We start from the raw sequence: 22,249 nt of genomic DNA, 5'->3' as shown, positions 1-22,249 counted from the left end.
TACCCATAATTCGAGCTTTATTTAACAATCCAGCTCTATTATGTGAAGATATTTACTTGGTCAAATCATCAAAAAATTTCTTTACGCCATCGAAGAAACTTTTAGAACGTGGGCTATTCGTTTCTTCGCCGGCCCCACCGAAAGATTCACCCAATTCGCGCAGTAATTCTTTCTGTCTTTCATTTAATTTAACCGGCGTTTCTACCACTACCCGGCACAATAAATCACCCTGAACACCACCGCGGACAGATTTAACACCTTTGCCTTTCATGCGGAACATTTTACCTGTCTGGGTTTCCGCAGGTATTTTCAATTTCACACGGCCATCGAGAGTTGGAACTTCGATTTCTCCACCCAGTGCCGCCATTGCAAAGTTAACCGGCACTTCACAATAGAGATTACTTTCTTGACGCTCAAAAATATGGTGTGATTTCACCTGTACCTGAACATACAAATCACCTGCGGGTGCGCCTTTAGCCCCCGCTTCACCCTCACCACTCAAACGAACACGGTCACCGGTATCCACACCCGCCGGGATTTTGACAGACAGGGTTTTGTATCTTTCAACTCGCCCATGACCATGACATTTATGGCAAGAATCTTTGATGATCTGACCACGGCCATGACAGTGTGGGCAAGGTTGCTGAACGGTGAAAAATCCCTGACGCATATGAACCTGACCAGCACCTTGACAGGTTGAACAGGTTACAGGGCTGGTTCCTGCTTTAGCGCCGCTACCATGACAGATATCACAAGTTTCCAGTGTCGGGATACGGATCTCTTTGGTCACACCACGAACCGCTTCTTCCAGCGTCAATTCCATGCTGTAACGCAAATCAGCACCGCGGCTTGGACGCTGTTGACGACGACCACCACCGAAAATATCACCGAAAACGTCACCAAAGATATCGCTAAAATCAGCTCCGCCGCCGCCCATGCCGCCTTGTTCAAAAGCAGCATGACCATATTGATCATAAGCAGCCCGTTTCTGGTCATCCGTCAGAATTTCATAAGCTTCTTTAACTTCTTTGAATTGGCTTTCTGCCTCTTTATCGCCCTGATTACGATCAGGATGATATTTCATCGCCAGCCGCTTATAGGCTTTTTTAATCTCTTTTTCGCTCGCTGTTTTGGAAACCCCCAAAACCTCGTAATAATCTCTTTTCGCCATCTCTTATTTTACCCTTAACATGCGCACACGGGCGCAGAGTTCCCTCAACGCCCGTGCCGGTTAATCAGCAACAGTTATCATCATCTAACTGTCACCGCGCCCGCTAAGGGCTATTATTTTTTATCTTTAACTTCTTCGAATTCAGCGTCTACAACATCGTCATCTTTCTTCGCACTGTCACCAGCATCTGCGGTTGCACCAGCCTGAGCCTGCTGCTGAGCAATCTCCAACAGCTTAGCGGAAGCCTGAACCAAAGCCTGAATTTTCGCTTCGATATCCGCTTTATCTTCGCCTTTAGCAACTTTTTCCAACTCAGCTACAGCGCTTTCAATCGCGGTTTTATCTTCTGCTGGCAGCTTGTCACCCGCTTCTTCCACTTGCTTACGCGTGCCGTGAACCAGTTGATCTGCCTGGTTACGAACTTGTACCAACTCTTCAAACTTACGATCAGATTCAGCGTTAGCTTCTGCATCACGAACCATACGTTGAATTTCGTCCTCATTCAGACCAGAAGAGGCTTTGATAGTGATCTGCTGTTCGCGACCGGTGTTTTTGTCTTTGGCAGATACATGCAAAATACCGTCAGCATCAATATCAAAAGTCACTTCAATCTGAGGCATACCACGAGGTGCTGCTTGGATACCATCCAAATTGAACTGGCCCAAAGATTTGTTATCGCCGGCACGTTTACGCTCACCCTGCAACACATGGATAGTTACCGCAGACTGATTGTCTTCCGCCGTAGAGAACACCTGGCTGTGTTTGGTTGGGATCGTGGTGTTTTTCACAATGAGGGAAGTCATAACGCCACCCATTGTTTCGATACCCAGAGACAGTGGTGTAACATCCAGCAACAAGACATCTTTCACATCACCAGCCAGAACACCGCCCTGTACCGCAGCACCCATTGCTACCGCTTCGTCAGGGTTCACATCTTTACGTGGCTCTTTACCGAAGAAGTCAGCAACCACTTTCTGTACCATTGGCATACGGGTCTGACCGCCCACCAGAATGACATCGTTCACATCAGAAACTGACAGGCCGGCATCTTGCAATGCAACTCGTACAGGCTCCATAGAACGTTTAACCAGATCTTCTACCAGTGATTCCAGTTTCGCACGGGTCACTTTGATATTCATGTGCTTAGGACCAGTTGCATCTGCGGTGATATATGGCAGGTTCACATCGGTCTGCTGTGCGGAAGAAAGCTCAATTTTAGCTTTTTCTGCTGCTTCTTTCAGACGTTGCATTGCCAATGGGTCGTTACGCAGATCAATGCCCTGATCTTTCTTAAATTCGTCAACCAGATAGTTGATCATACGGCTATCGAAATCTTCGCCGCCCAAGTGAGTATCACCGTTGGTCGCCAGTACTTCATAGGTTTTTTCGCCGTCAACTTCATCGATTTCGATAATAGAGATATCGAAAGTACCACCACCGAGGTCATAAACCGCGATAGTACGGTTACCCACTTCTCTGTCCAAGCCATAAGCCAGTGCAGCGGCCGTTGGTTCGTTGATAATACGTTTTACTTCCAGACCTGCGATACGGCCCGCATCTTTGGTTGCCTGACGCTGAGCATCGTTAAAATATGCAGGTACGGTGATTACCGCTTCAGTCACTGGCTCACCCAGATAATCTTCTGCCGTTTTCTTCATTTTCTTCAAAACTTCAGCAGAAACCTGAGGAGGAGCCATCTTCTGGTCTTTCACTTCCAGCCATGCGTCGCCATTATCTGCCGCAATAATTTTGTATGGCATGATAGCTACATCGCGTTGCGCTTCTTCGTCTTGGAAACGACGGCCAATCAGACGCTTAATAGCAAACAACGTATTTTGCGGGTTAGTAACAGCCTGACGTTTAGCCGGTTGACCAACCAGAGTCTCTCCATCCTGGGTATAAGCAATGATGGAAGGGGTTGTGCGATCACCTTCGCTGTTTTCCAGCACACGAGCTGTCGTGCCATCCATAATAGCTACACAAGAGTTGGTAGTTCCCAGGTCGATACCAATAATTTTACCCATCTAAACGCCTCCAAAGAAATTCGTAATCAATCAAGTTGCTAATCAATATGAGGATAACTCTCTGCATTTCAATGGCACCTATTTTTTGCCTCTACGCGATTCCTCACCCTTGCTTATAACACCGGCTGTATAGGACAGCGATTAGCAACTGCGGTTGATTATAAGATGGGGTCGTTAAAGCTATCATCAAGGGGGGATGCGAAAAAAAAACCTTTTTATTATTTCAAAGATTATTGTTTCATTGCTGACAGATCATTATGATTCGCCACCTTTGCTATTTATACCCTATGGATTTCAAGATGCATCGCGACGGCAAGGGAGCGAATCCCCGGGAGCATAGAAAACTATGTGACCGGGGTGAGTGAGTGCAGCCAACAAAGAGGCAACTTGAAAGATGACGGGTATATGACTTTCTTTCAGAGGACTTATGAACGCGAATCAATTGGCTAACCCCGGCCCCTTAGGGCTAATGGGCTTCGGCATGACAACCATTCTGCTTAATCTGCATAACGCAGGTTTCTTTCCACTGGCATCCGTTATCCTGAGTATGGGCATTTTCTACGGCGGCCTGGCTCAAGTACTGGCAGGGATTTTTGAATATAAGAAAGGCAATACCTTTGCCGCAACGGCTTTCACCTCCTATGGGTTGTTTTGGCTCAGTCTGGTCGGGTTATTATTTCTGCCTAAAATGGGACTGGCAGAAGCCACCAGCAGCCAATATTTAGCGGTATATCTTGGCCTATGGGGTGTGTTTACTCTGTTTATGTTCTTTGGCACCTTCAAGGCTAACCGCGTACTACAGTTTATCTTTGGTGGCCTGACACTGTTGTTCGCTTTGTTAGCGATTGGCAACTTTACCGGAAATACCACTCTTCTGACGATTGCCGGTTATGAAGGGATAATTTGTGGTGCCAGCGCATTTTATCTGGCAATGGCGGAAGTGCTGAATGAGCAGTATGGACGCACTATTCTGCCCATTGGCGAGATAAAACCGTAATAAACCGCGGGTTGGAAGAAGGCAAATTTTTCCCCCTCTTCCAGTCCGTTATGAGCATATTGCTATCCCATTTTTCAATGTCTATACCCGTCATCTTTCAAGCTGCCTCTTTGTTGGCTGCACTCACCCCGGTCACATAGTTATCTATGCTCCCAGGGATTCTTTCCCTTGCCGTCGCGATGCAACTTGAAATCCATAGGGTATATTGTATTATCAATATCAATATGTTGCTCAATTATTCCAACTTCAGCTTTTGGTCCTAAACGTTGTTTCATTGTGTTATAAATACCAAAATCTTTATTGTGACTTTTAAAAGTTAAGACAAATGATACCTCTTGTTCAGATAGTTCATGGTGTGATGACATATCAAACTGATATAAATCACGGGTAAAAATTCGAGCATAGAGTCTTAACTTCGTATTATCAACGGATACTCCTGAAAAAGATTTTCCATGATGTCTTATCGGGCTCCATTTAGCTAACTCTTGGCGAGACTGAAGTTCTTTTTCTTTAGATTCCTTCATAGTACCAAGAAGATTTTTTACTTTACCGTCGTTACTAATGCTCTGCAAAGAGCACTGTAGCCTAGTAGCAAAATAATTTTCGCCTCCCAATTCAGAAACCAAGGGTTTTAATATTGCTGTTAATATTATTTCTCCTTTAATTTTTCCATCTTCCAACATTTCAGTAGGTAGAGGAATATCATTCCAATAATATGCAAACCCTGCACGAATTTTACTATTCCAAGCGAGAGTAACTGTCCCTTCATCACAATACCAAGGAAGGTTATTACCTTCTTTCCAAGGTGAGCCCCAACCTAGACGCAAATCATGTGCACACCTCTCAGCTTTATTTATTAACAATGCTCTAACTAAATCAGGAGTAGGTTCTTTTAGATTTTTAAACACATGTGCTGCTATTGATGAAATAAGAGGTGTACTATAACTAGTTCCAGTATCTATTACCCCACCAATCATTCGTAACGTTGAAAACCAAGATAGTTCCGGCTTTTTCATCCCTGCCGGAGCAGGCCCTCGCAAACTCATCGAGCAAGGTGTAGTTGCCATACCATTTTCATCCGCACATCGTCCCGCTATAGTTAAAGCAGATTCACAATCGGCAGGAGGACACAATCTTATACTATTTGATCTGCTTACATTACCGATTGAAATAATTGGTAATATGTTAAACTTACGGGCAATTCGATTAACTTCATGCCCTAAATAACTAATTTCTTCATTCGAATAATATGGCTCACTCTCATTAAATGAAAGATTCCATACCTGAGATATCCCTTTTGTCTCATTAGCAACATCTCTAAGATAGTTAATAAATTGTTCGGTCGTTGGTTGGATAGCTACTCCTTTTTTATTAATTGCTTGAACGCTAATAAACTTGCACGCCAACTCAGGTAAAGCAAGATTATTATTCCATGCAGATCCTTGGCAAATTACTGAAGTAACCTTATTACCATGCTTTAAATCTGCATCATGCTGATCTACTAATGGAGTAATACTCATTACGTTAAAAGGTAAATAAGAAACAGCAGAGCAACCACCATCAACAATTACTACTGTTGGGATATTTTTCAAGTTAGATAAATTAGGTATCGGTTCTTTACCGCTACCTGGTGGCACTGATTTTGCTGAAACATTATGTACCGGCTCAATTCTATAAACAATACCAGAGCTAATTAACTTATTAAAATTCTCTAAATTATTTATTACCGTGGTAAATGATAATGTTCCGTCGATTAAATACTCATCCAATTTTCTTGGGAAATATCTATTTCCCTTTTTTTGTATTTCTTCATTTTTAAAAACATTATCAAATTTAGAATGACCAAAACCAATAATCTTCTGATTAGCAAATTCTTCAAGTTCTTTCTTAACAGATACTCTTGCTTTTTTATCATGGAATGGTAAAATCCAAACATTGAATTGCTTTTCTACATCATCGAACGCTTCAAAAACAGCTTTTGCCTTTCTTCCTCGTAATACTTGATTTTTATCAAAACCAATAATACTTTCAAGACGAGAAATATCGACTTTAATTCGAGCATTTTTCGCTTTTTTTATTTTCTCAATCAAACTAGAGATTCTAGAACCTGAGATTTCGACTAAGTATCCATCAAAAGCCGGAGCAACTATTCTTGTTAAATCATCTGCTTCAAATAAATCATCAGGGGTCCAAGATGGTGCAAGAGAATCATCAAACATTTTAGCTAATAGATGAATTTTACCTGAATGGGAAACAATACCATCATCTTCGCTAATACGTCTAAGCTCTTTCGATAGCTTCTCTTTTTGATCATCTAATCGTGCCCAAATTATACCTTTAGAGTTTTTCCCGCCACCACTCACTGTATTGGGAACTGGCTTATCTAAAAAAGATAGTACAGGATTTAATAAAGGACTTCTAACACCCTCAGCCATAATTCCTATTCCTTAAGATAGCTTGAAATTGTCTGTCTACTTAGTTTCAAAAAACTACCGATTTCAGCCTGAGTAAACAATTTAGTTTCGGAAAGCAAATTAACGATGTTTTTTTTATTATCCGAGCTTAACCCTTCTCTGTAAGGTATAATCGAGTTATGTGAATCACCCCCAATTATTGCTTGAATGACCGCTACAATATCAATATCCGAATTAGTCAAAATTGCCTGTCTTCTTGCCGCTATTGCTATAGTTTCAATATCTGCTCCACTTAATCCGTCTGATATTATAGATAGTGCTTTTAACTCCTTTGATATCCCCTTATCTTGGAAAAGGAAATGATTCCAAAGAGACTCCCTAACTTCTAGGTTTGGCATACCAAAGCGAATTTTATATGGAAAACGTCGCCAAATCGCGGGGTCTAAAAGATCTGCGTGGTTAGTTGCCGCAATTACTACTGCGCTATCATCCAGTGAATCTAAGCCTTGTATCAAAGTATTCACAACACGTTTAAGCTCACCTATTTCGTGCCGATCATCACGTATCTTAGCAACCGCATCAACCTCATCTAATAACAATATGCCGTTTCTAGAAGGTACATAATCAAAAATTTGCCTTAAATTCTTAGCTGTATCACCCAATAATGATGATATTACTGAATCTAATCTGACAACGAATAACGGCCTATTTAGTTGAGAAGCAACATGACCAGCAATCAATGTCTTACCGGTACCCGGTGGACCTGATAACAGCAACCCCAATCTTCCTGATAACCCATTTTCAATTAGCTTTTTTTGATGCTTAACACTTTCAATAAAAGCATTGAAAGTAATACTCTCAGACTCGCCCAAAAAAATAGGAGTCACTGACCACTGGTGTTCCTCAATTAAAGGCATTCTTGATTTAGGGTCAACAGGTAAACTATCACTATATCCCGAACTACGAAGTGGAACTCCCTTACGTCTTACTATGGATTTAATTTTTTTAGCAACATCCATATCATCAGCACTGATAGATTTAGCTATTCTATTACTGACACTTCTAACTTCTGTATAATTAGCATCCAAGGACGCTTCTATGAGGGCAACAATGTCCTCAGCAACGATATTCATAACCAACCTCTTAAATATAATGACAATCAAAAATGATTTTTTGTCATGCCAATATGCATGAATGTCATGAATAATGTCGATTTTGTCAACCTAAAAAACAAATTATCACCACAATTACAGGCAGGAGTTAAGGAAAAAGCTTAGTCTTTGGGTTCGGTTTTATCAGCACACTGTCTTTGACGTTGTATACGTCAAATTTAACTTCCGAGGAGTTACCATCAATAAGATACAAGGCGCAAGTTAGCCCGTAGGCGATTACTTTTAACATATGACGTTCAGTGAAAAACTATAAGGCCGCTTTAATCTGAGAGGTATCAAGCCCTGTACAACATGATCAGTGTCTCGTGATATCAGGCAGGGTTATCTGTATGCCGAAACAGATTGTTGCTGTACGTGCTGCTGGTAGCTTAAAAAACCGTAAAGCAAATCCAGCTCCAAAAGCTCACTTTAAAAAGACCGGCTTTTCTTGCTAAGGGCGAGGGGCTGTGATTTATTTTAATTTCACTTTCTCAAGCGCAGAGAAAATTTGCTGTTTATCCGAATCCTTTAAATTGTGTTGTTGAATATTCCTCATAAACATTTCCTTGTCAGAAACGCTTATTTTCTCTCCGGCTTTGAGCAAGATCGCAATTTGTTGGAGGATTTCCGTACTCAGCCCGCTAATTTTAATCCGAACATCATCTAGCGGCTTCGGTTGCCAACTATTTTCAGGGAGAGGCAACCAATCAGCTCGATAGCGATATTGAATCGCCTTTGCCGCATTCATCTGAATTATAATGAACGGTGTGACTGATTCTCCATTTAATCCGAAAGATTCAGCCTCACTTATTGATTTAGCAAGAACCTTCTTTTCTTGAGCCAAAACCTCAACAGGTAAATGGTTTTCAGCCTTGTATCCCGCCACATCTTTCATGTAAGAAAGGCGCTGATTAATTAACTGAGCTACCGTCGCCTTTGCCTCCATTGCTAGCGTCACCGTTGGTGCCATTGCACTCATAACCAATGCCAAGCCAACAATAAAACCAGTCCTTACTTTTTTTGACCGTTGCATTTTTTCACCCCGAAATTTATTCCAAACAAACTAATCAACAATACCAAACTAATTATAAGCTTAAAATGTTGAAATTACCTTTCGATAGGTGGCGGATAAAAGTTCGATTTTTTGATTCTTTCTACAATCAACTCATTGTTCAACGACGAGCACTTTTCGGTCTAAAAGCCGCGACTACCTTATCATCGGTTTCCACATATGGGCCATCTAGCAATTGGATACAATACGGCACACTGGCAAAAATGCCGGATACCAGAACTTTGCCATTTTCGTCTTTCAAGCCTTCCAACGTTTCTGCGATTGCTTTTGGTTGCCCCGGCAAATTCAAAATCAGCGCCTGCCTGCGGATAACACCAACCTGACGGGATAAAATTGCCGTTGGAACAAATTGCAAACTAATCTGACGCATCTGTTCGCCATAACCCGGCATTTCACGGTCTGCAACCGCTAATGTAGCATCAGGCGTCACATCTCGGCGTGCGGGGCCGGTTCCACCAGTGGTCAAAACCAGATGACAGCCGATTTCATCCACTAGCTCACACAAGGTTTGTTCAATGATGATCTGCTCATCCGGGATCAGACGAGCCTCTATCTGAAAAGGGGTGGTAATCGCACTTTTCAGCCACTCTTCTAATGCCGGAATCCCTTTGTCCTGATAAATACCGCTCGATGCACGATCAGAGACGGATACCAAGCCAATGCGCAGTTCATTCATATAAACCTCAATTAACACAATTTAGTAGCAAAAAGGCGGCCAATTATGCCGCCTTTAACGCTAAAAGAATAGTTTATCGCCTATCATTACAGCAGATCAGAGATCATCTTCTCAAGTTTGCCCTGATCAATAGCAAATTTACGGATACCATCCGCCAGTTTTTCTGTTGCCATTGCATCCTGATGATGTTCCCAATAGAACTGAGCTTCATTCAATGGTTCTGGGCGCACTTTAATTTCACCGGTATAACCCAGTTTACGTTCAACTTCACCCTGAGCTTCAGACAACTCTTTCAACAGTGCGGGAGCAATAGTCAAACGGTCACAACCCGCCAATTCCAAGATCTCACCAGCGTTACGGAAACTTGCTCCCATAACCACAGTGTTATAGCCATGTTGTTTATAGTATTGGTAGATTTCAGTTACAGAAATGACGCCCGGATCTTCGTGTGGAGCAAACTCTTTCTGATCACTGTTCGCTTTATGCCAGTCAAGGATACGGCCAACAAATGGCGAAATCAGATAAACCCCGGCTTCCGCACAAGCACGCGCCTGAGCAAAGGAAAACAGTAGTGTCAGGTTACAGTTAATCCCTTCTTTTTCTAGCTGTTCAGCCGCACGGATACCCTGCCAAGTTGAAGCCAATTTGATCAGAATCCGATCATTGCTGATACCAGCCTCGTTATATAGCTTAATCAAGCGCTTAGCTTTGGCAACACTGCGTTCGGTGTCATAAGACAAACGGGCATCAACTTCTGTCGAAATACGGCCAGGGATCAGTTTGAGAATTTCCAAACCAATATTTACCGCCAGTTTATCACTGGCATCCACAATCTGCTGCTCGCGGGAATCGCTCTGTTCACGCGCCCACGCAATTGCTTCATCAATTAATTTACGGTATTCAGGAATTTGTGCAGCGTTAAGGATCAGAGATGGGTTAGTTGTCGCATCTTGTGGCTGATAAAGCTTCATCGCCGCAATATCCCCGGTATCTGCCACTACTGTTGTCAGTTTACGCAGGGAGGTTAGTTTATCGGTCATTTTGTCATATCTCATCGTTATGCGTGAAATTGTGGCATTGTTATTGAGCCATCCACTGATAATAACACGGTAAAACCTTGCTGCAAGGCGGTAAAACGATCACTCACACCGGTCACAGAGTTATACTCTGCTCCCGGGGATTAGAAGATAAATTTTTTCACAAAAAATTACTTTAATGTGAGTTTATTCTCAACGTCAGCACTTATTTTCTTTGCAACAAAAACTGAGCTCAAAGAACACATTGCAAAAAAGAGAAATAAAATACTACTTCCTAGCAAAGGGATTAACCCTATTATGATAATACCAAAGGCTGACTGGTAACTTCTTGAAATTGCATCCGAAGACGATATTATTCTAGCAAAATATTTTTCTGGGGTCAGCTCTTGCCCTGATGTATAGAGAGATATCCTTAAAAAAGAGAGTCCGATAAAAATAAGCATAGTTCCCAAAGTATAAAATAACAGGACACTTTTTGACAAAGGCATAGCCCAAAGAATACTCCCAACTGCAATCAATAGAGAACCAAGAAAGAAAGATTTTTTTAATTTACTTATATTGAAATAGTAGCTAGAAAAATAAGATCCAAATAACATCGAAACAGAAGCTAAAAAGGAAAAATAAGCAATTAAATCAGAAAAAGAAAACGAATATAATTCACTAAATAAAGAGACAATTGTTGCATAGTGAGAAGTCATTATATAGGTTGAAATCACTTGGTATGACACCATTGCAGTTAAAATACTTATCCTGAATAATAATATATTTCTCTGAGTATTATTCTTGATAATATATTCTAAACCACCATATTTCATAGAAATATCTTTTTCCTTTATTCTAATTCCCCAATCGCCGATAAAAAAGAGAAATATAATTGATAAAATAAAACACATTGATTCAATAATAAATAAAAAACGTATCGATGTTATATTTATCAAAAAACCTGCTATCAATGGAGAAGATATAGAGAGCAACCCATAATAGAATTGTTGCTTTGATATAAAAGCCACTCTTTCTTCTGAGCTGACAAATGCCTGGTATGCCACTGACCTTATCGATATATTCAAACCTGAAAAAAATGATAGAAGAAAAGATATGAAAAATAATAAATATATATTATTGACAAATACAGCAAGAAATATTGTTACTGCCCGGAAGAAATCCGAATAAATACAAATAGCCCGCATACTAAACCGAGCAGTTAGCCCGCCAATAACCACAAAAACTAATATACTCGCTGTTAACCTTACAGATACCATTAAAGACGTATCTATCTCCGACTTGGTAATTGAATATACAAGCGAAAGAAGCGCTATTTCACTTATTCCTGTACCAAAGATAGATATTATATCAGAGGATAATAGCCTATTTTTATTCTCCATACCTTATCTCACTTATATTTTATTTATCCAATCGATTTCATTAATGGTATTTCCCCGACTTCAATCAAATAAGAAACTGGTAATATTGTACACTTTCTCACTTTTAGAATAATTACTATATTACAATCCAAGAAAAATCGATCAAACTCACAAAAATTAATATTTTAATAAGCCAAAAAACTTTATTTTAATTTATATATAAATTAAAATTAAAATATACCTTTATAAATTATTTAAATGTTTTTAACGTTAAGTGCAGTATATACCCTATGGATTTCAAGATGCATCGCGACGGCAAGGGAGTGAATCCCCGGGAGCATAGGTAACTATGTGACCGGGGTGAGCGAGTGCAGCCAACAAAGAGGCAACTTGAAAGATGACGGGTATAGATCAATAAAATAGAGTGCAAAATTATCAGCTTGTTACCCTACAGATATCACGCACACAGTTTCCGCTATCGTCGTGATTAATTCTTTATTATCCTATCTTCTGTTAAAGTATCCTCATCTGAACAACCGGGACGATATTATGCTTATTACTATTTCACCTGCAAAAACTCTTGATTATGAAAGCCCGCTTGCCACGGAGGAATATAGCCAACCAGAATTACTCGACCAATCAAAGCGGTTAATCCGTATTTGTCGCGAACTGACGCCTGCCCAAATTGCGAGTTTGATGGGTATCAGCGATAAACTTGCCGGCTTGAATGCCGCCCGTTTTGGCGAATGGCATGCTGATTTCACACCTTTAAATGCCCGTCAGGCTATCCTGGCATTTAAAGGTGATGTTTATACCGGTATGCAGGCTGAATCTTTCTCCGATAAGGATTTTGATTTTGCTCAGAATCATCTGAGGATTTTGTCTGGCCTTTACGGTGTACTTCGTCCGTTAGATCTAATGCAACCTTACCGGTTGGAAATGGGGATCAAACTGGAAAATAAACGCGGTAAAGATCTCTATGCTTTCTGGGGAGATTTGATCACAGAAAAGCTCAATGAGGCGCTGGAACAACAAGGTGATAATGTGTTGGTTAATTTGGCTTCCGATGAATATTTCAAATCCGTGAATACGAAAAAGTTAGCTGGTAAAATTATTAAACCTGTATTTCTCGATGAGAAAAACGGTAAGTATAAAATCATTAGTTTTTATGCGAAAAAAGCCCGTGGGCTGATGAGCCGGTTTATTATTCAGAACCAATTAACACAAACTGACCGTCTGGTGGAGTTTAATCTGGATGGCTATGCCTTTGATGAATCGTTATCCAAAGGGAATGAGCTGGTATTTAAGCGCCCAGAACAATATTAAGACCTTATTATCAATAATAAACGCCGCATGATCTGTGCGGCGCCCACTTTCATAATGACTAGGGTGCTCTTTCCATCAAGAAATATCGCAACCTAGCAAAATCTGCCGGTAAGTAATGGGATAGCAACTCCAGATCAGCCCGTTCAGCCAAAGCTTTGGGCAATGGTAATTCCTCACCCAGAATCTGTTCCACACTCTCTTTAAATTTCGCTGGATGAGCCGTACCGAGAAATAGCCCATATTCACCGTCTTGTAATTGATCACGCAGAACACGATAAGCAACCGCAGCATGAGGCTCAGAGATATAACCCAATTTAGCCAATTCCTTAATCGTCTCTTTTGTCACATCATCATTGACTACACCATACCCCAATTCACTCAACGGCCAGGATTTACGGTGGAATAGTTCTTCAATACGTGGCCAGTTGTTTGGCTGACTCACATCCATTGCGTTGGAAAGCGTAGCAACCGTTTGATGAGGCAACCATTTTCCATCCGTTAAATAACGTGGCACCGTATCGTTAACATTAGTAGCAGCGATAAAGCGTTTTACCGGCAATCCCATCGATTTTGCCAATAAACCCGCGGTCAAATCACCAAAATTCCCACTCGGTACAGAAATAACCAGTTGTTCACGTTTATCTTCTGGTAGCTGAGCAACCGCTTCAAAGTAATAGCAAATTTGCGCCAACAAGCGGCTGATGTTAATTGAGTTAGCTGAATTGAGATACAGAGCTTGTTTCAACTCTTGATCATCAAACGCTTGTTTAACCAACGCTTGGCAATCATCGAAATCGCCGTCAATCGCCACTGTGTGAATATTACTGCCCAAGGTACAAAACAGTTTTTCCTGTAACGGGCTGATTTTGCCCTGTGGATAGAGGATGACCACTTGTACGTTATTTAGCCCATAAAAGGCGTGCGCTACTGCGGCCCCCGTATCGCCGGAAGTCGCCGTCAGGATAGTGACTGGCTGCTCACCGGCAACTTGTGCCAACATTTGCGCCATAAAACGGCCGCCAAAATCCTTAAATGCCAGTGTCGGGCCGTGGAATAATTCCAGCGTTGCAACATCATTTTCCACGTCGGTAACAGGCGCCGGAAAAGTAAAAGCATGCTTAACTCGTGTCGCCAGTTGTTCTGGCGGAATTTCCTCGCCAATAAATGCTGAAAGAATGCGACCGCTGCGGGTGACAAAATCCAGTTTTAACAGTTGGTCAATTTCTTCACGACTGAATTCGGGTAAATCTTGCGGAAAGAAAAGCCCTTGCTGTTTACCTAACCCCTGTTTGACTGCTTGTGCAAAACTCACCTGCTCGCGGTTGTCTTTCAAGTTATACAGTTTCATTAGTTACCCTATTTGTCGTGCGCCTGCGAGATCCAGACGGCAAATGTGTACAAAACCTTCATCATTCTGAACATAATGCTGTTGCAGCCACTCAGCTATTTCCTCTGCGGTCGCCATATCATTACAAATGGAGAACAATGTCGGGCCAGAACCAGAAATACCACACGCCAATGCCCCTACCCGTTTTGCTGTTTCACGCGCATTAGCAAAACCCGGTAACAGTTGGGTACGATATGGTTCAGCAACCACATCTTTCATCAATCTGGCTGCCAGCGCTGGTTGCCGTGTATGACAGGCATGAATAAACCCGGCAAGGAAACGTCCATGATCGATAACATCCTGCTTCGAATATTTTACAGGTAAAATTGCTCTGGCTTCCGCAGTAGAAACTTTGATGCCCGGATAGGCCATCACCCATAACCACTCATCAAACGTTGGTACTGGCTGACAGATAATATCTCCTTGTTCCATAATCAGTTGCAAACCGCCGAGATAACATGGCGCGACATTATCATAGTGAATACTGCCGGAAATACGTCCTTCCAGTTGCCCCATCATTGCCAGTAATTGGCTTTCATTAAATGGGAGACCTGCAAACTCGTTCAGTGCCATCAAACCTGCAACAACAGAACAAGCGCTGGAGCCAAGGCCAGAACCAATTGGCATATTTTTTTCCAGCGTCATTTCCACTGGTAATTGTTTGCCCAAACACTGGCAGAATAATTGCCAGCATTGATAAACGATGTTGTGCTCCAGCTTCTCAGGTAACTTCCCTACAAACTGCCCTTCATTACGCAAACTGAAACTCTTCGCTGCCCGGACAGTAACGCAGTCACCTAATAAAGCACCATTAACTGGAGAGACCGCCGCTCCCAGTACATCAAACCCAACACTGACATTGCCAATAGATGCAGGCGCATAGACTTTAATCACAATTAAACTCCCTGTTTCCAGGACAAGGTACGCAGCATATCTGCGAAAACTCCGGCGGCAGTAACATCATTACCCGCCCCGTATCCCCGCAGTACCAACGGTATTGGCTGATAGTAACGCGTGTAGAATGCCAACGCATTTTCGCCATTTTTGACTTTATAAAGCGGATCATTACCATCCACTGCGGCGATTTTCACCTTACAATGGCCCTCTTCAATTATGCCAACATAACGCAATACTTTTCCCTGCCCTTTGGCTTCTGCCACACGCTGGTTGAAAACCTGATCAAGAGAAGGTAAACGTTCCAGGAAAGCATCCACCTCCCCTCGGTTATTAAAGGAGGCTGGCAGTACAGGTTCCACATCAATATCATCCAATTCAAGTTCATAACCTGATTCACGAGCGAGGATCAACAGCTTACGGGCAACATCCATACCGGACAGATCATCACGCGGATCGGGTTCGGTATAACCTTTCTCTTTTGCCAGTAACGTTGCCTGAGATAGTGACATTCCTTCATCCAGCATACCGAAAATAAAAGAGAGAGAACCAGAAAGAATGCCATTGAACTGAATGAGTTCATCACCCGCATTAAGCAGGTTTTGTAAGTTTTCAATAACAGGCAGGCCAGCCCCTACGTTGGTGTCATACAGAAATTTGCGTTTAGATTTCTCTGCCGCCTTACGAATCTGATGATAATAAGCCATTGACGAAGTATTGGCTTTTTTATTCGGCGTGACCACATTGAAGCCATCACTCAGGAAACTGACGTATTGATCAGCAATTTGCTGATTAGAGGTACAATCCACTATCACCGGGTTCAGTAAATGGTACTCTTTCTCCAAACGGATCAGGCGGCTCAAACTAAAAGGTTCTTTGGCCTCTGATAAATGTTGCTGCCAATTATCAAGGCAAATACCTCTCATATCCGTCAACATGGCCCGTGAATTAGCAATACCACATACCCGTAAATCAATGTGTTTTTGCTTCAACCATGTTTGTTGACGACGGATCTGTTCAATCAAAACACTGCCTACACCACCAACACCGACAACAAAAACTTCGATCACCTGATCGGTATTAAATAACATCTGATGGCACAAACGAATAGCTGTCGTTGCCACTTCATTATCGATAACCGCAGAGATAGAACGTTCAGAAGATCCCTGTGCGATTGCAACAATATTGATGTTACCGCGCGCCAATGCAGAGAAGAAACGGGCAGAGATGCCACGCAAGGTACGCATACCATCGCCAACAACAGAGATAATGGAAAGATTTTCCATCACATCCAAAGGATCAAAAACTCCCTCTTTCAGCTCAAGATAGAATTCTTCACTCAATGCCTGACGCGCGCGTTCCAATTCACGTTGAGGGACACAGAAGCTGATACTGTATTCTGAAGATGACTGAGTAATCAGCACAACAGAGATCCCTTTGCGGGACATGACAGCAAATACCCTTGCCGCCATACCAACCATCCCCTTCATACCCGGGCCTGATACGTTAATCATTGCCATATTGCTCAGGTTGGTAATCCCTTTTACCGGCGTACTTTCATCTTTCTGCCCGTCACCGATCAGTGTTCCCGGCGCATCTGGATTGGCGGTATTTTTAATCAAACAAGGGATCTGAAATTGAGCAATTGGAGCAATGGTCCGTGGATGCAATACCTTGGCACCGAAATAAGAGAGCTCCATCGCTTCCTGATAGGACATGCCTTTTAATAACCGTGCATCCGGCACAATTCTGGGATCACAGGTATAAACACCATCCACATCAGTCCAGATTTCACAACATGTCGCCCGCAAGCAAGCCGCCAAAACTGCAGCAGAATAGTCAGAACCATTACGCCCCAGGACAACTAGCTCCCCTTTATCATTTCCAGCCGTAAATCCAGCCATCAGGATAATATGGTCATCAGGAATATTCAGAGAAGCAATGCGCTTCGTAGACTCGTTGATATCTACCGTAGATTCAAGGTAATGACCTTGTGCCAACAAATTTTCTACCGGATCAATCACCGTGACCTTGTGACCACGTGCCTGCAATACAGACTCCATGATGGCGATAGAGAGTTTTTCCCCACGACAAATCAGGGAAGCGTTAATGCTGTCCGGGCATTGGCCCAGTAACGAAATACCATGCAGAACCTGTTTCAATTGAGCAAATTCTTGCTCAACCATCATTTTTAACCGTTCATAAGCAAAACCGGGTTGCGCCTGTGCCACCCCCTGTAATAAATCAACAAAGATCTGCTCAGCATCGTGCATATGGGTAATGATCTCTTGCCCAGCTACCGTTTTTTCAATCATAGCCACCAAATGATTGGTAATTTTTGCCGGAGCAGAAAGCACCAACGCAACCCCTCCTTGAGAAAGTTTTTTCTCTGCAATATCGGCAACGCTCAACACTCGCTGGTAATTAGCGATCGAAGTTCCTCCAAATTTAAGCACTCGCATTAACATTTTTCTCCTGATTCCGCGCCAAAAAAAAGCCCGCATCTGATTTGGATGCGGGCTTTTTTCTCTGTTTTATATATGCGTCAGCCCGCCCCGCAACCTGTGGTTCCGGTGGTGGTAATCATTGTGGTTTTCAGGCTGATAGTTTGCATAGGTTCCTGTCTGTCATTTAATGAGTTCGACCCTATATTGGTTAAATGAATTTGTGCGCAAAGTCAAACATTTTCTCTAAATAACCTTACGCTTTTGATATTTTTAATATTGAAATAATTCATTTCATGGTCATCAAGACAAACAAATATTTCTTACCGAACCCAATCTTTTAGTTGTTAAATCCATTTTTAACAAAATTAACAATATATTTTATCTTTTCGTAAAAATCAGTTCTTTTTGTTCACCGCCAAGCTCATGGGGGATTATTTTTCGCACAAAACCACTCTGTGCGTTAACAAGAATTTGTCATTTGCATGACAGAATACAAGGTATAAAATAACCAATATAAATAATATTAACGTGCTACAATCAATTTTGATGTACGTCAATAAAAGGTAGTTTTTTTAGATGGTAAATGCATTGCAAGCTGTTATATTGCTGTTAATGGACTAACATAACACTGTTTAACCAGTTTTTTTGGGTATATACCCACCAAAGGAAAAGCAACTTTTACTTTCAGTGTAAAACATATCAATAAAATGTTATTACTGATTTGGGCTATCATTTCAGTGATGACAAATAATAACCAGTAAATATCCTGAGATAAGAGTAGTTTGAATCATTCTGATTTATTTTTAAGCGATTCTAGGTAGCAACCATGCAAACCCCGCACATTTTGATTGTTGAAGACGAAATTGTCACTCGCAATACCCTAAAAAGCATTTTCGAAGCTGAAGGGTACATAGTTTATGAAGCCACCGATGGTTCAGAAATGCACCAAATTCTGTCAAACAACGACATTAACCTGGTGATTATGGATATTAACCTTCCAGGCAAAAATGGCTTGTTACTTGCCCGCGAACTGCGTGAGCAAGCAAATGTTGCCTTGATGTTCCTGACCGGCCGTGATAACGAAGTAGACAAAATCCTTGGCTTGGAAATTGGTGCAGATGATTACATCACTAAACCATTTAATCCGCGTGAATTGACTATTCGCGCCCGCAACCTGCTTTCTCGTACCATGAATCTGAGTAATGTCAGCGAGGAACGCCGCCAAGTTGAAAGTTATAAATTCAACGGTTGGGAATTAGATATCAATAGCCGTTCTCTGATAAGCCCAGCTGGTGAGCCGTATAAATTGCCACGCAGCGAGTTCCGCGCCATGCTTCATTTCTGTGAAAATCCAGGCAAAATCCAAACACGCGCAGATTTACTGAAAAAAATGACAGGTCGTGAATTGAAACCTCACGACCGTACTGTTGATGTAACGATTCGTCGTATCCGTAAACATTTTGAATCGACGCCAGATACGATGGAAATTATCGCCACCATTCACGGTGAAGGCTATCGTTTCTGTGGTGATTTGGAAGCATAACTTGAACTATACCCTATGGATTTCAAGATGCATCGCGACGGCAAAGAAGCGAATCCCCAGGAGCATAGCGAACTATGTGACCGGAGTGAGTGCAGCCAACAAAGAGGCAACTTGAAAGATAACGGGTATATCAGTAAGTCTCTAACAATGACAGGATGGGATATCCCTGTAGGAACCCATCCTGCCCCTCAATTTTCCACCGTCTTCCACGGCATAATGGGTACAGCACTGAGCGCATTCTTCGGTGAACCATCGATCATCTTATCGGAATATGTCAAATAGACTAATGCATTACGGTTTGCATCATAGAAGCGAACGACTTGAAGTTTTTTAAACACCAGTGAGGTTCGTTTCTGGAAAACCACCTGACCTTTTTTGCTGCTCTTTTTAATCTTGTCTGTGAGTTCAATCTCTCCAACCTGCTGACAAGAAATAGCCGCATCAGAAGTATCTTCCGCAAGTCCTAAACCCCCTTTTATTCCGCCTGTTTTTGCCCTACTCAGGTAGCAAGTCACATTTTTAACATCAGGATCATCAAATGCTTCTACGACAATTTTGTGATCAGGCCCGATAAATTTAAAAACAGTGTCTACCGAGCCAATCTCTTCAGACAGAGCCACCACAGGTATGCACAACAATGTCGTTGTTACGAGTATCTTTATGATTTTTAACATATATAGTCTCATTCCTTAATTAATTCAGCGTAAAATTTCACCACTGAGATACCAAATAAGATGGTAATACCATCAATAGAAATAATTAATCATTAATATAATTTCATAAAGTAATGAGTGAAATAATAATACGAACAAGTATCCTATTGTAAATATAAGACTTGTTTTACACTTAGTGCTCATATCCAGTAGAGTTATTGTTGAATGCCACGCTTGTCAATAAATTATGAACATGAACAGCACGCAGAAATCAGAACAGACATACGATGTACAAGGAATGATTCGTTTTACCACTCTGTGGGACTGTTCAAGTGGCAAACAACATAGCCCAGTAGTATAGGTTCTTATATACCCTATGGATTTCAAGATGCATCGCGACGGCAAGGAAGCGAATCCCCGGGAGCATAGCGAACTATGTGACTGGGGTGAGTGAGCGCAGCCAACAAAGAGGCAACTTGAAAGATAACGGGTATGTTGTTCTTTTGGTCTTAATGACTAAGGAGATGTATGGATCAAACCGGCATCATTCGTGATTTATTACGTTGGCTAGATAATCATTTAGATCAACCATTATCACTCAATAATGTTGCAGCTAAAGCAGGTTATTCTAAATGGCACCTGCAACGTATGTTTAAAGACATTACCGGCCAGGCTATTGGCTCCTATATCCGTGCCAGAAGGTTATCACGGGCAGCCGTTGCTTTACGTTTAACCAGCCGCCCTATTCTGGATATTGCTTTACAGTACCAGTTTGACTCCCAACAAACTTTCACTCGCGCATTTAAAAAACAATTCAATAAAACACCAGCACTTTATCGACTCAGTGAGGAGTGGTGCGCCACGGGTATTTGTCCGCCCATATTGCTGGATAAAAGGTATATTCCCGAAGCAACCTATCTCACACTAGAGGAACAACCACTGGTGGGTATAGAACAGACCTGTTCCTATACGCTGGAACAATGGTCCAGTTTTTGTACTGAAATGCGCCACAATTTCTGGACATATTATCTGCAAAATGCAGAGGTGTTACCTCCTGTACTTTATGGTCTTCACCATGCAACTCCCAATCCAGAAAAAGAAGATGAACAAACCGTATTGTACACAACAGCGGTAGAACCCCAATATGCCCAGTTTGATGTGGCAGGCAGCCAACCTGTTACATTACCGGCCGGAGAATACGTCTCATTTAGTTACTACGGTACCAAAGATGGCTTACAGGACTTCCTGTTTACCGTCTATGGTATTTGCCTGCCAATGCTAAACTTGACACGTAGGAAAGGATACGACATCGAGCGATATTATCTTACCAATACCAATGATAGAGACAAGGAAGCGGCGAATCATATCATCGAATTTCAGTATCTCATTCCTATCCAGCATTAACGTTGTAATTCATCCAGTGCGGGCGTATCCAGATGTGTGATATCGCCTGCCGTTTCTACAATCCAGCCCGACGCTAGCCACGGACTGTGCTGATAATCCACTCTGGACAGAGAGCAATTTCGCAAGCGAAGACGACGTTCAGCATGTGCGGGCAATCCCAGTATTGTGCCAACCAAACATCCCAAAGCGATGCCATGACTGACTAACAACGGTCGGCTACCAACAGGCAGATGACGACAGCCCTCCAGCGCAGCCCTCATACGCACAGCCAGTTCATCCATAGATTCTCCTTTGGGGATACGTCCCCCAGGTGTGCCATCAAGGACTTTCTTACGCCAGTTCTCTTCTTCCGATGTTAATGAATCAATATTTCTGCGTTCAAGAACCCCCATGTGCAATTCACGCAAACGGGGCTCCAGAATAATTTCACAACCACAAACCTCAGCAATGATTTCCGCCGTTCGACGTGTACGTCCAAGGTCACTGGTAATAATATGGGTAATACTTTCAGATTTTACTCTTTGCGCCACTAATCTGGCTTGATGTTCGCCTGTTTCAGTCAAAGGGCTGTCAGATTGTCCCTGAATACGACGTGCTGCGTTCCATTCAGACTCCCCATGCCGAACAAGATATACCTGTAACATTTTCATTTTCCGTTATACTGCGTAAATACTCGTTCAAAGGATAACTCA

18 protein-coding genes and 1 other annotated feature are annotated in these 22,249 nt (G+C 42.1%); of the genes, 4 read left to right on the top strand and 14 right to left on the bottom strand.

Annotated elements, in window-relative coordinates:
- Window positions 1-52: 52 nt before the first annotated feature.
- The gene (dnaJ, locus tag ACGF49_RS07520; protein ID WP_011144959.1) at window positions 53-1,171 is read right to left on the bottom strand and encodes a molecular chaperone DnaJ; all 1,119 of its coding nucleotides are present in this window, start codon (window positions 1,169-1,171) and stop codon (window positions 53-55) included.
- 113 nt (window positions 1,172-1,284) lie between these two features.
- Window positions 1,285-3,195, bottom strand: coding sequence for a molecular chaperone DnaK (gene dnaK / locus ACGF49_RS07515; RefSeq protein ID WP_262977632.1), 1,911 nt, complete (start codon window positions 3,193-3,195; stop codon window positions 1,285-1,287).
- A 427-nt stretch (window positions 3,196-3,622) separates the two neighbouring features.
- Between dnaK and satP the strand changes: the two genes are divergently transcribed.
- Window positions 3,623-4,192, top strand: coding sequence for an acetate uptake transporter (gene satP / locus ACGF49_RS07510; protein WP_113041522.1), 570 nt, complete (start codon window positions 3,623-3,625; stop codon window positions 4,190-4,192).
- 140 nt (window positions 4,193-4,332) lie between these two features.
- Here satP and ACGF49_RS07505 read toward each other — a convergent pair whose 3' ends face one another.
- The 6 genes from ACGF49_RS07505 to ACGF49_RS07480 all read right to left on the bottom strand — a co-directional run bounded on the left by ACGF49_RS07505 (window position 4,333) and on the right by ACGF49_RS07480 (window position 11,924).
- Window positions 4,333-6,627: a S8 family serine peptidase gene (locus ACGF49_RS07505; RefSeq protein WP_262977631.1), complete on the bottom strand. Its 2,295-nt coding sequence runs from the start codon at window positions 6,625-6,627 to the stop codon at window positions 4,333-4,335.
- Between the two features lie 5 nt (window positions 6,628-6,632).
- Complete coding sequence (locus ACGF49_RS07500; protein WP_113041520.1) at window positions 6,633-7,739, bottom strand: AAA family ATPase; 1,107 nt, start codon at window positions 7,737-7,739, stop codon at window positions 6,633-6,635.
- Between the two features lie 490 nt (window positions 7,740-8,229).
- A complete protein-coding gene (locus ACGF49_RS07495) occupies window positions 8,230-8,790 on the bottom strand; it encodes a chorismate mutase (RefSeq protein ID WP_113041519.1) in 561 nt (186 codons plus the stop codon).
- A gap of 139 nt (window positions 8,791-8,929) precedes the next feature.
- Complete coding sequence (gene mog / locus ACGF49_RS07490; protein WP_113041518.1) at window positions 8,930-9,505, bottom strand: molybdopterin adenylyltransferase; 576 nt, start codon at window positions 9,503-9,505, stop codon at window positions 8,930-8,932.
- 86 nt (window positions 9,506-9,591) lie between these two features.
- Window positions 9,592-10,545, bottom strand: a complete 954-nt coding sequence (tal, locus tag ACGF49_RS07485; RefSeq protein WP_113041517.1) for a transaldolase — start codon at window positions 10,543-10,545, stop codon at window positions 9,592-9,594.
- A 167-nt stretch (window positions 10,546-10,712) separates the two neighbouring features.
- The gene (locus ACGF49_RS07480; RefSeq protein ID WP_113041516.1) at window positions 10,713-11,924 is read right to left on the bottom strand and encodes an MFS transporter; all 1,212 of its coding nucleotides are present in this window, start codon (window positions 11,922-11,924) and stop codon (window positions 10,713-10,715) included.
- Between the two features lie 528 nt (window positions 11,925-12,452).
- On the opposite strand from ACGF49_RS07480, the gene yaaA reads away from it, so the two are divergent.
- A complete protein-coding gene (yaaA, locus tag ACGF49_RS07475; RefSeq protein ID WP_113041515.1) occupies window positions 12,453-13,229 on the top strand; it encodes a peroxide stress protein YaaA in 777 nt (258 codons plus the stop codon).
- A 58-nt stretch (window positions 13,230-13,287) separates the two neighbouring features.
- Here the strand turns inward: yaaA and thrC are convergent, their stop codons facing one another.
- The 4 genes from thrC to ACGF49_RS07455 form a co-directional block, all read right to left on the bottom strand.
- Window positions 13,288-14,577, bottom strand: coding sequence for a threonine synthase (gene thrC, locus ACGF49_RS07470; RefSeq protein WP_113041514.1), 1,290 nt, complete (start codon window positions 14,575-14,577; stop codon window positions 13,288-13,290).
- 3 nt (window positions 14,578-14,580) lie between these two features.
- Window positions 14,581-15,510, bottom strand: a complete 930-nt coding sequence (thrB, locus tag ACGF49_RS07465; RefSeq protein ID WP_228902407.1) for a homoserine kinase — start codon at window positions 15,508-15,510, stop codon at window positions 14,581-14,583.
- Between the two features lie 2 nt (window positions 15,511-15,512).
- A complete protein-coding gene (gene thrA, locus ACGF49_RS07460; RefSeq protein WP_228902409.1) occupies window positions 15,513-17,972 on the bottom strand; it encodes a bifunctional aspartate kinase/homoserine dehydrogenase I in 2,460 nt (819 codons plus the stop codon).
- Between the two features lie 25 nt (window positions 17,973-17,997).
- Window positions 17,998-18,117: a sequence feature (Thr leader region), on the bottom strand.
- Window positions 18,056-18,124 carry a thr operon leader peptide gene (locus ACGF49_RS07455; protein ID WP_110826484.1) on the bottom strand — a complete coding sequence of 23 codons (69 nt, stop codon included), beginning with the start codon at window positions 18,122-18,124 and terminating at the stop codon, window positions 18,056-18,058. It overlaps the preceding feature by 62 nt.
- A 659-nt stretch (window positions 18,125-18,783) precedes the next feature.
- Between ACGF49_RS07455 and arcA the strand changes: the two genes are divergently transcribed.
- Window positions 18,784-19,500 (top strand): two-component system response regulator ArcA, encoded by a 717-nt coding sequence (arcA, locus tag ACGF49_RS07450; RefSeq protein ID WP_113041512.1) that lies wholly within the window; start codon window positions 18,784-18,786, stop codon window positions 19,498-19,500.
- A gap of 188 nt (window positions 19,501-19,688) precedes the next feature.
- Here arcA and creA read toward each other — a convergent pair whose 3' ends face one another.
- Window positions 19,689-20,174: a protein CreA gene (gene creA / locus ACGF49_RS07445; protein ID WP_112896438.1), complete on the bottom strand. Its 486-nt coding sequence runs from the start codon at window positions 20,172-20,174 to the stop codon at window positions 19,689-19,691.
- 507 nt (window positions 20,175-20,681) lie between these two features.
- On the opposite strand from creA, the gene robA reads away from it, so the two are divergent.
- A complete protein-coding gene (gene robA / locus ACGF49_RS07440; protein ID WP_036777055.1) occupies window positions 20,682-21,557 on the top strand; it encodes an MDR efflux pump AcrAB transcriptional activator RobA in 876 nt (291 codons plus the stop codon).
- On the opposite strand, the gene gpmB is transcribed toward robA, so the two are convergent.
- On the bottom strand, window positions 21,554-22,201 hold the full coding sequence (gpmB, locus tag ACGF49_RS07435; protein ID WP_113041510.1) for a 2,3-diphosphoglycerate-dependent phosphoglycerate mutase GpmB: 648 nt from the start codon (window positions 22,199-22,201) through the stop codon (window positions 21,554-21,556). The genes robA and gpmB overlap by 4 nt on opposite strands.
- Between the last annotated feature and the right edge of the window lie 48 nt (window positions 22,202-22,249).

Source organism: Photorhabdus sp. RM96S, assembly GCF_042879335.1.
GTDB lineage: Bacteria > Pseudomonadota > Gammaproteobacteria > Enterobacterales > Enterobacteriaceae > Photorhabdus > Photorhabdus kayaii.
This window is presented reverse-complemented; position numbering and strand designations above follow the sequence as displayed.

What these genes read in the sequence shown, in the direction of transcription:
- dnaJ (WP_011144959.1), bottom strand. Translation starts at nt 1,171, where the DNA reads ATGGCGAAAAGAGATTATTACGAGGTTTTGGGGGTTTCCAAAACAGCG.
- dnaK (WP_262977632.1), bottom strand. Translation starts at nt 3,195, where the DNA reads ATGGGTAAAATTATTGGTATCGACCTGGGAACTACCAACTCTTGTGTA.
- satP (WP_113041522.1), top strand. Translation starts at nt 3,623, where the DNA reads ATGAACGCGAATCAATTGGCTAACCCCGGCCCCTTAGGGCTAATGGGC.
- ACGF49_RS07505 (WP_262977631.1), bottom strand. Translation starts at nt 6,627, where the DNA reads ATGGCTGAGGGTGTTAGAAGTCCTTTATTAAATCCTGTACTATCTTTT.
- ACGF49_RS07500 (WP_113041520.1), bottom strand. Translation starts at nt 7,739, where the DNA reads ATGAATATCGTTGCTGAGGACATTGTTGCCCTCATAGAAGCGTCCTTG.
- ACGF49_RS07495 (WP_113041519.1), bottom strand. Translation starts at nt 8,790, where the DNA reads ATGCAACGGTCAAAAAAAGTAAGGACTGGTTTTATTGTTGGCTTGGCA.
- mog (WP_113041518.1), bottom strand. Translation starts at nt 9,505, where the DNA reads ATGAATGAACTGCGCATTGGCTTGGTATCCGTCTCTGATCGTGCATCG.
- tal (WP_113041517.1), bottom strand. Translation starts at nt 10,545, where the DNA reads ATGACCGATAAACTAACCTCCCTGCGTAAACTGACAACAGTAGTGGCA.
- ACGF49_RS07480 (WP_113041516.1), bottom strand. Translation starts at nt 11,924, where the DNA reads ATGGAGAATAAAAATAGGCTATTATCCTCTGATATAATATCTATCTTT.
- yaaA (WP_113041515.1), top strand. Translation starts at nt 12,453, where the DNA reads ATGCTTATTACTATTTCACCTGCAAAAACTCTTGATTATGAAAGCCCG.
- thrC (WP_113041514.1), bottom strand. Translation starts at nt 14,577, where the DNA reads ATGAAACTGTATAACTTGAAAGACAACCGCGAGCAGGTGAGTTTTGCA.
- thrA (WP_228902409.1), bottom strand. Translation starts at nt 17,972, where the DNA reads ATGCGAGTGCTTAAATTTGGAGGAACTTCGATCGCTAATTACCAGCGA.
- arcA (WP_113041512.1), top strand. Translation starts at nt 18,784, where the DNA reads ATGCAAACCCCGCACATTTTGATTGTTGAAGACGAAATTGTCACTCGC.
- creA (WP_112896438.1), bottom strand. Translation starts at nt 20,174, where the DNA reads ATGTTAAAAATCATAAAGATACTCGTAACAACGACATTGTTGTGCATA.
- robA (WP_036777055.1), top strand. Translation starts at nt 20,682, where the DNA reads ATGGATCAAACCGGCATCATTCGTGATTTATTACGTTGGCTAGATAAT.
- gpmB (WP_113041510.1), bottom strand. Translation starts at nt 22,201, where the DNA reads ATGTTACAGGTATATCTTGTTCGGCATGGGGAGTCTGAATGGAACGCA.